The organism is Janthinobacterium longum (assembly GCF_051380735.1).
Classification (GTDB): Bacteria; Pseudomonadota; Gammaproteobacteria; order Burkholderiales; family Burkholderiaceae_D; genus Janthinobacterium.
The window spans coordinates 1,543,087-1,556,740 of the sequence record NZ_JBNYXQ010000001.1 but is presented as its reverse complement, the minus strand read 5'-3'; the positions used below and the strand labels follow the sequence as shown (position 1 = coordinate 1,556,740).

The 13,654-nt window shown below is 61.3% G+C and carries 12 protein-coding genes; 3 read left to right on the top strand and 9 right to left on the bottom strand.

The annotated features are described in order from the left end of the window. Positions 1 to 40: 40 nt before the first annotated feature. The 6 genes from ACQ4WM_RS07060 to ACQ4WM_RS07035 all read right to left on the bottom strand — a co-directional run bounded on the left by ACQ4WM_RS07060 (position 41) and on the right by ACQ4WM_RS07035 (position 5,949). Positions 41 to 493, bottom strand: a complete 453-nt coding sequence (locus ACQ4WM_RS07060; protein ID WP_436545954.1) for an RDD family protein — start codon at positions 491 to 493, stop codon at positions 41 to 43. Positions 494 to 588: 95 nt separating this feature from the next. Then, on the bottom strand, positions 589 to 945 hold the full coding sequence (locus ACQ4WM_RS07055; protein WP_436545953.1) for a DUF3325 domain-containing protein: 357 nt from the start codon (positions 943 to 945) through the stop codon (positions 589 to 591). After that, positions 942 to 2,564, bottom strand: coding sequence for a PepSY-associated TM helix domain-containing protein (locus ACQ4WM_RS07050; RefSeq protein ID WP_436545952.1), 1,623 nt, complete (start codon positions 2,562 to 2,564; stop codon positions 942 to 944). The genes ACQ4WM_RS07055 and ACQ4WM_RS07050 overlap by 4 nt, the downstream gene beginning before the upstream one ends. After that, a complete protein-coding gene (locus tag ACQ4WM_RS07045; RefSeq protein WP_436545951.1) occupies positions 2,561 to 2,899 on the bottom strand; it encodes a DUF3649 domain-containing protein in 339 nt (112 codons plus the stop codon). Before ACQ4WM_RS07045 ends, ACQ4WM_RS07050 begins: the two co-directional genes overlap by 4 nt. A gap of 3 nt (positions 2,900 to 2,902) precedes the next feature. Then, entirely contained in the window at positions 2,903 to 3,649 is a 747-nt protein-coding gene (locus ACQ4WM_RS07040) for a DUF4198 domain-containing protein (RefSeq protein WP_436545950.1), read from the bottom strand. Between the two features lie 50 nt (positions 3,650 to 3,699). Further along, positions 3,700 to 5,949, bottom strand: a complete 2,250-nt coding sequence (locus ACQ4WM_RS07035) for a TonB-dependent siderophore receptor (protein ID WP_436545949.1) — start codon at positions 5,947 to 5,949, stop codon at positions 3,700 to 3,702. Positions 5,950 to 6,199: 250 nt separating this feature from the next. Here ACQ4WM_RS07035 and ACQ4WM_RS07030 point away from each other — a divergent pair, with 250 nt between their 5' ends. Then, positions 6,200 to 7,831 (top strand): alpha-D-glucose phosphate-specific phosphoglucomutase, encoded by a 1,632-nt coding sequence (locus ACQ4WM_RS07030; RefSeq protein WP_436545948.1) that lies wholly within the window; start codon positions 6,200 to 6,202, stop codon positions 7,829 to 7,831. Positions 7,832 to 7,884: 53 nt separating this feature from the next. Here ACQ4WM_RS07030 and ACQ4WM_RS07025 read toward each other — a convergent pair whose 3' ends face one another. Next, the gene (locus tag ACQ4WM_RS07025) at positions 7,885 to 9,459 is read right to left on the bottom strand and encodes a POT-type proton-dependent oligopeptide transporter (RefSeq protein WP_436545947.1); all 1,575 of its coding nucleotides are present in this window, start codon (positions 9,457 to 9,459) and stop codon (positions 7,885 to 7,887) included. Between the two features lie 81 nt (positions 9,460 to 9,540). Continuing rightward, positions 9,541 to 10,107, bottom strand: coding sequence for a GNAT family N-acetyltransferase (locus tag ACQ4WM_RS07020; RefSeq protein WP_436545946.1), 567 nt, complete (start codon positions 10,105 to 10,107; stop codon positions 9,541 to 9,543). A 225-nt stretch (positions 10,108 to 10,332) separates the two neighbouring features. Between ACQ4WM_RS07020 and ACQ4WM_RS07015 the strand changes: the two genes are divergently transcribed. After that, on the top strand, positions 10,333 to 12,042 hold the full coding sequence (locus ACQ4WM_RS07015) for a S41 family peptidase (RefSeq protein ID WP_436545945.1): 1,710 nt from the start codon (positions 10,333 to 10,335) through the stop codon (positions 12,040 to 12,042). A gap of 86 nt (positions 12,043 to 12,128) precedes the next feature. Here ACQ4WM_RS07015 and ACQ4WM_RS07010 read toward each other — a convergent pair whose 3' ends face one another. Beyond that, positions 12,129 to 12,587: a hypothetical protein gene (locus ACQ4WM_RS07010; protein ID WP_436545944.1), complete on the bottom strand. Its 459-nt coding sequence runs from the start codon at positions 12,585 to 12,587 to the stop codon at positions 12,129 to 12,131. A 298-nt stretch (positions 12,588 to 12,885) separates the two neighbouring features. Here ACQ4WM_RS07010 and ACQ4WM_RS07005 point away from each other — a divergent pair, with 298 nt between their 5' ends. Further along, positions 12,886 to 13,536: a hypothetical protein gene (locus tag ACQ4WM_RS07005; RefSeq protein ID WP_436545943.1), complete on the top strand. Its 651-nt coding sequence runs from the start codon at positions 12,886 to 12,888 to the stop codon at positions 13,534 to 13,536. Positions 13,537 to 13,654: the final 118 nt, after the last annotated feature.

Sequence of the window (13,654 nt, the reverse complement as noted above, 5' to 3'; positions counted from 1 at the left end):
GATGGCGGCCGATGGCGTGGAAGCGATGCTCAGGCCCGGCTCAGGCCACGGCCTGGCTGGCCGGGCGGCGTATTACGACAGTGCCGGCAAGCTTGTCGTGCCAGCCCTGCTTGCGGGCGTCGAGACCGATCCAGATAAAGCCGAGGAACAGGGGCAGGGCTGACAAGTAGGAAGCCAGGCAGCGGATGACGCACTGCCTTGCAGAGGGCTGGCTGCCCGTGCGCGCATCGACAATGATGGCGCTGACGGCCATCTTGCCCGGCGTGGTGGCAAGCCTGATCCACAGCGCTACCTGCAGCACGTTAGGCAATACCCAGGAAATCAGGAAGTCGGCAGGCCCGAGTATCCACACATCTTCCATCCAATAATATCGGCCATACACGGCCACCTTCAGCGCTACCACGATCAGCAACAGCAGCAGGGTATCGATCAGGTTCGCGCCCAGGCGCGACCAGAAGCCGACATAGTCAATCTCGGTTGTGGGGTGTGGCATGCTTGTTCCTGGTTCGGATTTGCTGGCGCATCTGCTGCTGCCTTTGGCGTACGATCAGCCGTGAGCGTAGCAGATGTGACAGCAGCAAGTACAGCTTAAAGCAGCGCCAGCATGACCGCCGCCAGCGCCGCCGCAGCGCCCACCACCCGCGCCAGCCGCATCGCCTGTTGCGGTGCATAGGGCAGCAGCCAGATCAGCAGCAGGCCGCAGCCGGTCAGGCTGCCTACCCAGAACACAGTGCCGTAGCCAGCGCCGGCGATATGCATGGCCCAGGCCAGGGCGAAGGCCAGTGCCAGAGCCCCTCCCCATTGCAGGCGGCGGCGCAGCTGCGGCGGCGGTTCCGCGCCGCGCCCGTGCAGGTCGGCGTAGTGGCGGTCCATTGCCAGGCACAGGCACGACAGGCCGGCATAGCACAGGGCGAAGACGAGGAAATTGGACAAGATCTCCATCATGCGGCTCCGGGCAGGGTGTTGGTAGCTGGCGCTGCGGCAGCCAGCTTGGCCGCTTTCGCCGGCAGCGGCTTGAGTTTGTACGCCGCCCAGGCCAGCAGCAGACCCAGTGCCAGTACCACCAGGTCGAAGGCAGCCACCGACACGGGGCCACGGCCCAGCAACAGGGTCACGCCCAGGTGTGACTCGGTGGTGAACACATTGAGCAGCGGCAGGCCGGCCAGCAGGATGGCGCCGGCCGTCAGCTGGATGCGCCACATGGCGCGCGTCGGGCGCAGCTGGGCGACGATGGCGGCCAGTGCCCAGGCGCCGAAGAAGCAGGCGATTTCTTCTTGCGGCCGGTCTTCCATCGCTACCGGCAGCAGCCGGTTGGCCCAGAAATAGGCGCCAAAGGCGATCGGAATGCCGGCAATCGCACCGATATTGAGCGCTTCGACCAGGCGCAAGCCGAAGCTGGCACGCTTGCCGGCGGCCAGCGCTTTCGCCTGTTTCTGGCGCGTCTTGACGGCCCACAGCAGGGCGCCGGTGGCGACCATGGCGCAGCCGGCCAGCCCGGACAGGAAGAACAGCGCGCGCAGCAGCGGCGCGCCGAAGTGGGCCACGTGCAGGCCGACCATCACGCCTTGCGTGGCGGCCGCGCCAGGGAGCACTTCGCCATTCGACGACAGCAGCTTGCCGGTGACGCCATCGAAATCCATCGACGGCTGGCGGGTCGACATGTCGCGGCCCGAGGCGCGGCTGAGGGTAATCACGGCGTTGGCGTCGCCAGGCGCATTGACCGAGATGCGCTCAACCTTGCTGCCCCACTGTTGCTCTGCCTGGCGCACCAGCGGCGCGAATGGCGTCAAGGGCGCAGCCACGCCGGCCGCCTTGCGTTCTTCCGCTCGCGGAAACGCCTCGGCAAAGAAGGTGTCCTTGTCGCCCTTATAGGCGGCGGTGGCGCCGGACGGCATATACAGGAACATCAATGTCACCAGGCCCGTATAGGTGATCATCAGATGGAAGGGCAGGGCCAGCACTGCCGTCACATTGTGCGCGTCCAGCCACGAGCGCTGGCCTTTTTTGGGCCGGAAGGTGAACAGGTCCTTGAAGATGCGCTTGTGGGTGATCACGCCGCTGATGATGGACACCAGCATGAACATGGCGCAAAAACCGACGATCCAGCGGGCCCAGATGGGCGACATATAGTGCAGGTCGAAATGCAGGCGATACAGGAATTCGCCGCCGCGCGTGTCGCGTGGCTTGGATAGCACCTCGCCGGTGGCCGGGTCGGTCTTTTCGGTATGGAAGTTGCCGCGCCGTCCCTTCTTTTTTTCGCCCGGTTTCGGCGGCTTGCTCCAGCCCAGTTGCGTCGCTTGCGTGCGTTCGTCGGGCAAGGTAATGAACCAGCGCGTGGCGCCGCCGGCGCGCTCGGTCATCGCGGCCTGGGCGGCGCTGGCGGCCACTTCGCTGCTGACCGGGTTGGCCGCGACAGCATGCAGCTCGGGCTGCATCCACAAGGTGATTTCGCTGCGGTAGTAGCTGGCCGTGCCGCCGCAAAACACCAGCAGCAGCACCCAGCACACCAGCAGGCCGGACCAGGTGTGCAGCCATGCCATCGACTGGCGGAAACCTTCTTTCATGCGAGACTCCACGATAGTACGTCCAGCCACTGCAGGATGGCGGCGATGACGGCGCTGGGGATCAGCAGCCCCAGCCAGGCGCGCAGGGCGGTGGCGGTGGCAAACACCCACAGCACGGCGCAGGTATAGATAGTGAATGACAGCAGGGTTGCCGTCATGACGGCTTCCGGGCGCGCCATCGGCAGGGTCACCGACAGCAGCATGGTGACCAGCGCCGCCAGCACGTAGCCGCCGACGATGGCGGCCACGCCGCGCGAGGCCACGCCGAGGCGGTACAGTGCGCCTGCGGACAGCCGCAGGCGTGGCATTTTATGGTTGGTGGCAGGCGCGTGCATGGATCAGCCGTGGTCCTTGCTCGGTGGCACGGCTGGCGCAGCCGGCAGTGGCGCCACACCCTGCGCCTGCACCAGGCTCAGGGTGGTGACGTAGCTGGCGCTGTCATATTTCTTGCCGTCGCGCTGGCCACCGGTCTTGTCTTCATGGTGCACCTCCAGCACATAGCTGCCCTGCCATGGCAGCGGGAAGCTGACCAGGCCTTGCTCGTCGCTGTAGGCTTCGCGCATCCAGCCCGATTGCACCACTGCGCCGATCTTGGCCTTGGCCAGCGGCTTGCCCTGATAGGTGACCTTGAACTGGCCCGGCGTGCCGGTAGGCAGCAGGTCCAGGGTCAGCGCTGGCGCTTGTGCGCTGTGGTCGGCAACGATGCGCGCGGCCGGGGTCCAGATCGAGAACAGGACCTTGCCATCCTTCTTGCTTTCCCAGCCCGGATAGCTGTTTTCCTCGGCGATGATGGTTTCGCCTGGCGCAACTTTACCGTTCAGCACGAAGGCGCCGGCGCTCTTGCTGGCCTGCAGCGGCTTTTTGGTGCTGCCGGAAATCCAGCTGACGTTTTTCAGGGTAAATTTGTCGAGCAGGCCCGGCGACGCTTCGCGCAAGTTGTCGCCGAATTCGCCGAAGTAGATGCTGGCGGCCTTGTCGTTCTGTTCCAGCCAGATCTGGTGGGCGCCGGCCGCGCCGGACAGCAGGCAACCGCCTGCCAGGGCGATGGAGAGGGCGGACAGGCGGACGATGGAAGTGATGTTCATGTGTGTATTCCTGTTGGTGGGGGTGGCATGGCAAATCGGCAGTGGCCGTATCAATACTGGTAGCGCAGGTTCAGCGCCAGGCTGCGTGGTTCGCCGTAGTAGCCGCCGCTGTAGAAGCCGACGCGGCGGAAGTAGCTCTTGTCGAGCGCATTGTTGAGGTTCATGGTGGCCGACAGTTTCGGGCTGATCTGGTAGCGCGCCATCAGGTTGAGCAAGGTATAGCCGCCCTGGCTGACGCTGCCGCGCTTGCCACCGGGCAGTGCCACATTGGTGGCCCAGATGTCGTTCTGCACGCTCACCCCGCCGCCGATGGTCAGGTTCTGCCAGTCGCCGGGCAGGCGGTAGGTGCTTGTCAGGCGCAGCATATTGGTCGGCTGTATGGTATTGGTCAACACGCCCTTGTCGGTGCGGGTCTTGCCATGCGTATAGCCGGCGAACAGCTGCCAGCCACGCAGGGGACTGCCCGACACTTCCACCTCGTGGCCCTTGCTGATATTGCCCTTGCCGGTCGATACGTACGGACGGCTGCCGTCCGGCAGCACGAAGGTCGGTGCCACTGACATGTCTTCCTCGCCCAGGTTGTCCTGCCTGGCCCGGTACACGGCAAACGAGGCATTCAGGGCGCCGTCGAACAGTTCGCTCTTCACGCCACCTTCGACATTGCTGCCGGTGATCGGGTCGAGGAAGGCGTCGTTCTTGTCCTTCAGGTTCTGCGGCTTGAACAGGTCGGTGTAGCTGGCGTACAGCGAAGTGGTCTTGCTGACGTCCCACACCACGCCCGCATATGGCGTGAGTACATCATCGGTTTTATACGCCGCACTGCGTCTGACGAACGCATTGCTGGTGTCATAACGGTCGTTGTAGGTCTTCCAGTTCGAGATGCGCGCGCCTGCCAGCAGCTTGAAACTGTCGGCCAGGTTGAGACGGGTGGCGATAAACGCGCCTGACTGTTTGGTAGTGGCCACATCGCGCGCACCGGTGCGTATCAGGTCCGGTTCGGGCACGTCGCCGTTCCAGTTGCGGAAGTCCGGGATGGTGGTGGCAAACGGCAGCGGGTTTTCCATTTGCGTCTCAAGCGTGGTGCCGGTGCGTTTCCAGCCGTTGACGCCCATTACCAGGTCATGCTGGCGGCCGAACAGCGGGAAAGTGCCATTGGCCGACAAGTCGAAATTATCCTGCTTTTCATCGTAGGGGAAGGCACCGCTCCAGACGGACAGGCCGGAGCCGTCCTGGTTCGGAAAGCCGTTGCCGCCGTAAAACAGCTTGCCGTTGGACGAACTGTCGAGGCGGCCATAGGCGGCCTTGATCTTCCAGTCGTTGGCGAAGCGATGATCGAGATAGACATAGCTGTTCTGGAATTGGCGTTCCCAGCTGCTCCATTTGGCCGCCATATTGAACGAGCGTGGCATGTTGGCCGGCGTGCCGTCCGCGAAGAACAGCGGGGTGGTGCCCCAACTGGTGCCTTTCGGGGTGTTTTTCTGGTAGTCGATGCCGGCTGTCAGCATGGTGTCCGGTGTCAGGTCCGCTTCGACCACCACGGCACCGACCAGTTTGCGTTCCTTGTACAAATCCATGTAGGAGTGGCGGTTCTGGCCGGCCACCACCAGGCGGCCGCGGATGCTGCCGTCGGCCTTCAGGGGTGTGCTGATATCGCCTTCCAGGCGAACCTTGCTCCAGGAGCCCACCGTCATGCCAGCCGAAGCGGCAAATTCCTTGCCCGGGCGCTTGTGCATCATGTTGATGGTGGCCGACGGGTCGCCATTGCCGCTGACCAAGCCCGTGGCGCCGCGCACGATTTCGATGCGGTCATAAATGGCCGTGTCGAACAGCGCATTGGCGCCTGAATTGACGGCCACGCCGTCGATCTGGTAATTGCCGATAGAAAAACCACGCGCGGCAAAGGTGGTGCGTTCGCTGTCATTTTCCTGCACCGTTACGCCGGTCGACTGTACCAGCACATCGGCCAGGCTGTTCAGGCCCATGTCGTCCATGCGCTGGCGCGTGACGACCGAAATCGATTGCGGCGTTTCGCGGATCGACAGGCCCATGCGTGTGGCAGTGGCCATTTCTTTCGTGGTGTAGGAACCGGTGTACTCGGTGCTGGCCTTGTCCTGCTGGCCCACCACCTTGATCTCGGCCAGGGTAGCGTCTGCAGCAGTGGCGGTGTCGTCGGCCAGCGCCAGGCCAGTCGTGCCCAGCGCCGTCAGGAGCAGGGCCGAGCGCACGGCGGCGGCCAGCGGGCGGGTGGAAAAAGGAATCGTACCGTCAAGCTTGCAGTCCAGCGAGCGTGGTCGCGCCATAAAAATCTTTCTTCTCGTCTGCCGCCGTCATGCGGCGGACTCTTTATGGGAATGGATGGCTTGCTGGGCGCATTGGCGCTGGCTGGCGTGGAATAGACAAATGATAATGAGAACGATTCTTATTATATTTTAACGATGCGAAAGGTGCAAGGTTGCACACTGATCCGTGGCCTGACGCACCGTGGCAAGCGTACAACGCTTTGCCATCGTTGCCGCATGCGCTAGCATAGCTGCTTGATAAGGAGGCAAGATGGCAATTCAACTGATCAATACGGCGCCGATCGCGGGCCAGCAGCCTGGTACCTCGGGCTTGCGCAAGAAGGTGGGCGTGTTCAGCGAACCGCAATACCTGGAAAATTTCGTGCAAAGCGTGTTTGATACCCTTGGCGATTACCATGGGCAAACCCTGGTGCTGGGCGGCGATGGTCGCTATTACAACCGCACCGCGATACAGACGGTGCTGCGCATGGCGGCCGCGCATGGCTACGCGCGCGTGCTGCTGGGGCAGGGCGGCATTTTGTCGACGCCGGCCGTCAGCTGCGTGATCCGCAAGCGCGGCGCCAGCGGTGGCCTGATTTTGTCGGCAAGCCATAATCCGGGCGGCCCGGACGGCGACTTCGGCATCAAGTACAACATCGCCAATGGCGGCCCGGCGCCCGAAAAACTCACCGACGCCATCTTTGCGCGCACCAAGGAACTCAAGGAATACCGCATCAGCGACTCGCCCGACATCGACCTCGATACGCTCGGTGAAGTGCGCGTCGAGCAGATGGTGGTCGAAGTGATCGACCCGGTGGCGGACTACGCCGGGCTGATGCAGCAGCTGTTCGATTTCGACGCCATCCGCTCCCTGTTCGCGGGTGGCCTGCGCATCTGCTTTGACGGCATGCATGCCGTTTCCGGCCCGTACGCCACGGCCATCCTGGAAGACCTGCTGGGCGCACCGAAGGGCAGCGTCATCAACGGCCTGCCCCTGGAAGACTTCGGCGGCGGCCACCCGGACCCGAATCCCGTCAATGCGGCCGAGCTGATTGCACGCATGGCGCAAGACGACGCACCCGACTTCGGCGCGGCGTCCGACGGCGACGGCGACCGCAATATGATCGTTGGCCGTCGCTTCGACGTCACGCCATCGGACAGCCTGGCCATCCTGGCTGCCAACGCCACCGTGGCGCCCGGCTACCGCGCCGGCCTGACAGGCATCGCCCGCTCGATGCCGACTTCGGGCGCAGCCGACCGCGTGGCTGCCGCGCTGGGCATCCCCAGCTTTGAAACGCCGACCGGCTGGAAATTCTTCGGCAACCTGCTCGACGCCGATATGGCCACCTTATGCGGTGAAGAAAGCTATGGCACGGGGTCGAACCATGTACGCGAGAAGGATGGCTTGTGGGCCGTGCTATTCTGGCTCAACCTGCTGGCAGCAAAAAAACAGTCGGTCGAGCAGATCGTGCGCGCGCACTGGGCCACGTATGGCCGCAACTACTATTCGCGCCATGACTACGAGGATATCGACAGCGCCGCCGCCGCGCAATTGATGGACGCCGTGCGCGGCCAGCTGGCCGCCTTGCCGGGCCAGCAGCTGGGACAGTACACGGTAGCGCTGGCCGACGACTTCAGCTATACCGACCCGGTCGACGGTTCCGTGTCGCACAAGCAGGGCATCCGCATCATCATGACGGACAACTCGCGCATTGTGCTGCGCCTGTCGGGTACCGGCACCCAGGGCGCCACGTTGCGCCTGTACCTGGAACGCTATGAGGCCGACCCGGCCCAGCACGATATCCCGACCCAGCAGGCGCTGGCCGGGCTGATCGCGATTGCCGAGCAGCTGGCGCAGATCAGGGAGCGTACGGGGCGCGATGCGCCGACGGTGACGACGTAAAAAAAGGGCGCACAGTGTGCGCCCTTCCTTGTTACTGCCAGCTCAGGCTGGCATCACGCCTTGCCCGGCACCACCGCCTGGCGGTAGTTGTCGACCATCTTGTAGCGCCTCGCATACAGGCCAAAGGCCAGCATGGCCGCCGCAGCAAAGGCGGCGAAGAAAAACATCTGGAAGGCCGTCACGCTGATGCCGCTCTCGGCAATCTTGCCGATCACGCCTTCGTTCATCACGCTGCGGTTGACGATCAGCACCCACAGATTGCCCACCGTGGTCGACAAATTCCAGAAGCTCATGATGGCGCCCTTCATCGACACGGGCGCCTGGCTGTAGGCGAATTCCAGGCCGGTGGCCGACACCAGCACTTCGCCGAAGGTCAGCAGCGCGTACGGCAGGATCTGCCACATGATGGAGACGGCGCTGCCGCTGTCCAGGGCCAGTTGCAGCAGGCCGATAACGATCCAGGCCAGTGAGGAAAAGCCGATGCCGGCTGTCATGCGGCGCAAGGCGGTTGCTTCCAGGCCGAAGCGGTTCAGCATCGGGTACAGCACCAGGTTGTTGAACGGAATCAGCAGCATCACCAGCATCGGGTTCAGCGCCTGCATTTGCGCCGGCAGGAACCAGCTCGGTTTTTCCATGGTATTGGCCTGCACGATCCAGGTCGAGGCCTTCTGATCGAACAGCGAGAAAAACGGCGTGACCAGAGCGAAGATGACGAGGATGCGCAGCACCGCACGCACGCCCTCGACCGCTTCGTCCGGGTGGATGCCGCGTGCGCGTTCCAGCTGCATCGCGGTGCCGATGCTGCCGAAGGCCAGCAGCAATACCAGCGCGGTACAGGCCGAGATCACGAAGCCCCATTCAGGAATGCTGTAGAACGCATACAGGGCGCCAAGCACGCCGACATAGGCAACATACAGGCCTGGACGCGAACCGCCTTCGACACGGGCCAGCAGGGCGGTGCGGGCGACGCGGGTAAACGAATCGGGATTGGGCGGCGCCGGCGGCACGTGCACGTATTTCTTGGCGCCCATCCAGAAGACGACGGTGGCGGCCAGCATCATCACGCCGGGAATGCCGAAAGCGATCGAAGGGCCGTAGTCGCGCAGGAACACCGGCATCAGCAAGGACGCGAAGAAGGAGCCGAAGTTGATGATCCAGTAGAACATGTCGAACACCAGCTTGGCCTTGTGCTTGTTGGTCTGGTCGAACTGGTCGCCGACAAACGAGGCGACCAGCGGCTTGATGCCGCCCGAGCCGAAGGCGATCAGGAACAGGCCGAAGTAGAAGCCGTTGACGCTGCTTTCAAAGATGGCCAGGCAGGCATGGCCTGCGCAATACACCAGGCTGAGCCAGAAGATGGTGTTGTACTTGCCGAAGAAACGGTCGGCCAGCCAGCCGCCCAGCAGCGGAAAGAAATACACGCCGATAACAAACGTATGAAACACATGCTTGGCTTCGCCCGTACGCTGGTCGATCGGTATCATCAGCAGCAAGGTACTGATCAGGAACGGCGTCAGAATATTGCGCATGCCGTAAAAGCTGAAACGTTCGCAGCCTTCGTTGGCGATTATGTACGGAATCTGCCGCGGCATCTTGCCGGTGGCGGTTTGTGTCTCGGCCGTTGACATTGGCTCTCCCAAGTGATTTTTTATAAGCCGCGATGCTAAGGCCTGCCGCGTTTGCTGGCAACAGAAAAAACGGCTTGCAAGCTATTTGACAGGGATTGGTAAAGGTTTGATTTTCAGAAAGATACTACTTTGTGGCACTTTCGAGGCAGGTACGGCAGGGCGCGGCAGCTGCAATCGCAGGTGCAGCATGCCGTCTTGCGGTGCCGCAGCGTCGAGCACGAAACCGCAACTCAGATAGAGCGTCAACGCCGCCTGGTTGTCCTGTGCCACGGCCAGCCGCACGGTGGCCAGCTCCGGGATGGCGCAAGCATGTTTGATGGCGGCCTGTACCAGTTGCCGGCCCAGTCCCTCGCCGCGTGCTTGCGGCGCTACATGCACCCCCCAAAGGCTGGCTTTGTCATGTACCACGGCGATCGCTTCGCGGTGCAACCCCGCCATGGCGATCAGCTGCGCATCATTAAAAATGCCAAATATTATTTGGTTGGAGGTTGGCTGCAGGCGCTGGCGCATCTGTTCCATCGGCACGCTGCTTTCCAGCGCATGCGTGGTGCAAAAGGCGGATGGCAGTTCGGCGATGCCGGCCAGGCGCAGCGCGCGGTAGGCGGGCGCGTCGCTGGGGAGGAGGGGGCGTAAGTCAGGGGCGGGCATGGGCAGAGTATCGGACCATGTGGCCGGAAAGTAAACCTTGTGCTGGGGTCTAATGCCGTTCAGTTAAGCTGTCTGAAGCATTTAAAGGCTAAAAACGTAACGATGAAAAACGCATGACAGTGTGCTTGCGGCCTTATTGCCAACCGATGGAATCATGGTGATAAAGCACGTATTTTTGCTGGTTTTTTGCAGATAGACTCTGATCTTCTCAAAAATGGAACTGGCATGCGACCCCATCCTCTGTTTCTCTGTGTATTGATGTTCATCTCTTCAACTGCCGTGGCCGCGCCGGGCAAGCCCCTGGAGCGCGTGAATGATCAACGTACATACATGCAAGGCAAGCGTAATGCTGTGCAAGACAGCATCAATGAAACATCAACGCCAGATCAACTGCGCGAAGCTGCAGCGCGCTTTGAAGACCTCATCGTTGAACTGGACCAGCCTGCCATGCGCGACCTTGCCAACGGCTCCACCTACCTGCGAGCCGAACGTCTCAATAATCTGATACCGCTGGCCGAGGTGTACCTTCGTCTCGGCATGAAGGACAAAGCCCTGGAGGCGCTGGAACAAAGCCAGCGTTCGATCTGGCTTCCGATCGAATTTGACAAAGCGCCAGCCTTCAAAAGCTTGCGTAACGAACCTCGTTTTGCCGCAATTAACTCCCGTGCCCGGCTCGGGACAACGATTTTCGATACGCCTGCCCGTGCTGCCGGATACAGGGAAAAATTGAGTGTCGAAGAGCGTATCGCCGGTCTGTCACTGTTCTGGCACGAAGCGCGCCAGAATTTCGTGTATTTCGACCATGTATCGAACCTGGACTGGAATAAAGTTTACCTTGACTACTTGCCCAAGGTGATGGCGGCCAGGAACACGCGAGAATATTATGATGTCCTGATGCAACTGGCTCCCTTGCTTCAGGATGGGCACACGAATATCTACCCTCCGGATAAGTTGACCAGCAAATACTATTCCCGGCCGCCGATTCGGACTGCCCTGATCGAAGACAAGGTAGTTGTAGTGCAGGTCAGCAGCCCATCGCTGGAAAAGATTATCAAGATTGGTGACGAGATCATCGCAATCGATGGCAAGCCGACCAAGGCCTACGCGCAGCAAAACGTTGCCCCGTTTGTGAGCAGTTCAACCCCGCAGGACAAAATTGTGCGCATCTATACTTATCAGCTCCTCGCTGGTGATGCAGTCAAGCCTGTCCATCTTTCACTGGCAGGCTCCGACGGCAGTCAGCGCAATGTGAGCGTGCGGCGCAGCAGCTACTCTGATGTTGTCAAGCAGCCAGAGTTTGAATTCAAGTTGCTAAAAGGCAATATTGCATATATTGCGCTGGACCATTTTGAAAGTGATGCAGGTGTTCAGGCATTTGAAAAAGCATGGCCTGCTATACAGAAAGCAGCGGCATTGATTATTGACGTGAGAAATAACGGTGGCGGGTCAACTGAATTCGGTTACCAGATATTGCGCCACTTGACCAACAAGCCCATCATTGGCTCGCGCAGTTATGTTCGGCTGGGTGATCCTGTTATCCGTGCACAGCATGGCAATTCAGTGAGTTGGTTGCGTCTTGATGGTTATGTTGATGAGCGTGCCCGCAACGCACAAGTTTTTACCAATCCCGTCGCCGTTCTGTCCGGACCGCGCAGCTTTTCTGCGGCCGAGGATTTCCTGGTCGCCTTTGACCAGCTCCAGCGTGGGCTAATTGTTGGAGAGGCATCTGGTGGCAGCACTGGCCAGCCACTGACCTTTGATCTGCCCGGTGGCGGCATGGCGCGCATTTGCGTCAAGCGTGACACCTACCAGGACGGCCGTGAGTTCGTGGGCAAAGGCGTCATCCCGCAAATCGAAGCGCGACCGACTCTGCAAAGCGTGCGCACAGGCGACGACCCGGTACTGGCCGCCGCATTGTTGGCCTTGGCACGCTAGTAAAACAAAAAACCTGAAGACAGGATGATCCGGGCAAACGAAGTAATCAGTCAGCCATCTTGTCCATCTGGCTTGATAGCGCTTGCCTAGTTGGTGACGCGTTTCATGGGCGCGCTCTCCTTGCGCCAGCGCTCCAGGCTCAGCAACTCTCCTTCTGCCGTGTCTTCGACCAGGATGCGCTTGCCGTCGGGCGTGACCAGGAAACTCTCCCAGCGGTGCGCCGCGTCGGGCGCGTTTTCAAAAAAGCTCAGTTGAAAATAGGCCTGGCCGTCGACCAGGCGCTGTTCGGGCGCCGTTTCCATCACGGCGCCATGCGAGCGCCCACCCGAGGCTTTTTCGATATGCGCCGACCAGGCGCGGATTTCCGGCAGCGCCAGCAGCGCATTGACGGCCTTGTCATCAAGCTGCGCACCGGGCGCGTCCTGTGTCGCCGGGCCGCTCGAAGGCGGCTGGTACACATAGTAAGCGCCCAGGGCGGCTGCCAGCAGGCCGGCCAGGATGCCGGCGGTAATGGCGGTTTTGGAAGACGAGGCGCGTGGCGGCATGGGTGGGGTGCAGTAGGTGGATGATGGCGGTCATGCTAAAGCAAAACGAGGGCGCGGGCAATCGCGCCAGCGGCTTCTTGCGTATCCCCAAGAGCGGAACGAGTATATGGAGTAGGCTGAGAAAATGACAGCATGAAAAGCATGACCTCATGCGTCCATAAACGCGAATGGCCCACCGAAGTGGGCCATTCTAACTCTCTTGTTTCCGGGGGGAGGCTTGCGCCAACAAGTCCCGAAACACACATCTTCATTATATACCCTTTTGAAAAACGCGCATCTTTCTTGAAATGGACGCCATATGGCACTGTCAGCGCAACAAATTGCGGCCGTCACGGCTGCAATTTCGCCGACAAGGATGGGTACCTATGTCAATGCTGTGGGCTTCGGGCGCGGCGCGACGGCGCTCGATATTTATGTCTGGAACGCCTTGGTATCGGGTGCATTTTTTTCGGCGCTGCATATTTGTGAAGTCGTGATCCGTAACGCGGCAGCCCATGCACTCGAACTGAAGTATGGCGCCAACTGGCCTTGGCATATGGGGTTCGAGCGTTCACTGACCACATGGGCCAAGGGTGAACTGCAGTCGGCTCGGCAAGGCATTCCGGTTGGTTCGACCGGCAAGGTCATTGCCGGGTTGAAATTCGCCTTCTGGTGCAAGATGTTTACGGCTGGCCAGGATCAGCACCTCTGGAATGCGCACATGCATGCCGTATTTCCACATCTTCCGTTACCGCTGACTGTCGCGGCCGGCCGGCAGGTGATCCACGATGACCTGGAGGCGTTGCGCGGCTTGCGCAACCGCATCGCGCATCATGAACCGGTCATCGGCTATCCGTTGATTGCACTCCAGGCTCGCATGCAGCGCCTGCTCAAGCTGCGCTGCGGGCATACCGGGGCCTGGATGTCCGAATGGGAAATCGTCAGTGCGGTGCTGGCAGCGCGGCCATGAGCAAGCCGGGTGCATTTTGTCGGGGCGAAAAAAAGCCACCTTCCGTGGAAGATGGCTCTCGGGTTGCCGCAGATAAAAGAGCAGCTTTTGGCCCGCTCCTCATGCTACGGCGGTGCGG

Coding starts and splice junctions, on each gene's coding strand:
- ACQ4WM_RS07060 (WP_436545954.1), bottom strand. CDS start 493: ATGCCACACCCCACAACCGAGATTGACTATGTCGGCTTCTGGTCGCGC.
- ACQ4WM_RS07055 (WP_436545953.1), bottom strand. CDS start 945: ATGATGGAGATCTTGTCCAATTTCCTCGTCTTCGCCCTGTGCTATGCC.
- ACQ4WM_RS07050 (WP_436545952.1), bottom strand. CDS start 2,564: ATGAAAGAAGGTTTCCGCCAGTCGATGGCATGGCTGCACACCTGGTCC.
- ACQ4WM_RS07045 (WP_436545951.1), bottom strand. CDS start 2,899: ATGCACGCGCCTGCCACCAACCATAAAATGCCACGCCTGCGGCTGTCC.
- ACQ4WM_RS07040 (WP_436545950.1), bottom strand. CDS start 3,649: ATGAACATCACTTCCATCGTCCGCCTGTCCGCCCTCTCCATCGCCCTG.
- ACQ4WM_RS07035 (WP_436545949.1), bottom strand. CDS start 5,949: ATGGCGCGACCACGCTCGCTGGACTGCAAGCTTGACGGTACGATTCCT.
- ACQ4WM_RS07030 (WP_436545948.1), top strand. CDS start 6,200: ATGGCAATTCAACTGATCAATACGGCGCCGATCGCGGGCCAGCAGCCT.
- ACQ4WM_RS07025 (WP_436545947.1), bottom strand. CDS start 9,459: ATGTCAACGGCCGAGACACAAACCGCCACCGGCAAGATGCCGCGGCAG.
- ACQ4WM_RS07020 (WP_436545946.1), bottom strand. CDS start 10,107: ATGCCCGCCCCTGACTTACGCCCCCTCCTCCCCAGCGACGCGCCCGCC.
- ACQ4WM_RS07015 (WP_436545945.1), top strand. CDS start 10,333: ATGCGACCCCATCCTCTGTTTCTCTGTGTATTGATGTTCATCTCTTCA.
- ACQ4WM_RS07010 (WP_436545944.1), bottom strand. CDS start 12,587: ATGCCGCCACGCGCCTCGTCTTCCAAAACCGCCATTACCGCCGGCATC.
- ACQ4WM_RS07005 (WP_436545943.1), top strand. CDS start 12,886: ATGGCACTGTCAGCGCAACAAATTGCGGCCGTCACGGCTGCAATTTCG.